Origin of the sequence: Curtobacterium sp. P97 (assembly GCF_023712445.1) — a bacterium.
Lineage (GTDB): Bacteria > Actinomycetota > Actinomycetes > Actinomycetales > Microbacteriaceae > Curtobacterium.
The window spans coordinates 1-346 of sequence record NZ_JAMAYF010000240.1 but is presented as its reverse complement, the minus strand read 5'-3'; the positions used below and the strand labels follow the sequence as shown (position 1 = coordinate 346).

1 protein-coding gene is annotated in these 346 nt (G+C 69.1%); it reads left to right on the top strand.

Annotation, left to right across the window (positions count from 1 at the left end):
- Positions 1 to 63: 63 nt before the first annotated feature.
- Positions 64 to 346: Asp23/Gls24 family envelope stress response protein (locus M3677_RS17830; protein WP_251161250.1), on the top strand; the 283-nt coding region annotated here is incomplete at its 3' end.

The window sequence follows — 346 nt, the reverse complement described above, 5'->3', positions numbered from 1 at the left end:
GTCTCATCCGTGAACAGCAACCGCTGGGAACGAGTCCCGGCGGGTCCTCGAAGGGAGACACCAATGGCTGACACCACCACCACCTCGACCACTCCGGCGACCGCTTCGGCGGCGTCGCGCTCGGCCGTCCAGAACGGTTCGGGTACTGCGGGCAAGACCACGATCGACGACACCGTCGTGTCGAAGGTCGCCGGCATCGCCGCTCGTGAGGTCAACGGGGTGCACTCGCTGGGCGGCGGCGCTGCCCGTGCGATCGGCGCGATCCGTGACGCGATCGGGCAGCGTGACCACGGTCAGGGCGTCAAGGTCGAGGTCGGCGAGAAGCAGGTCGCCGCGGACGTCGTGA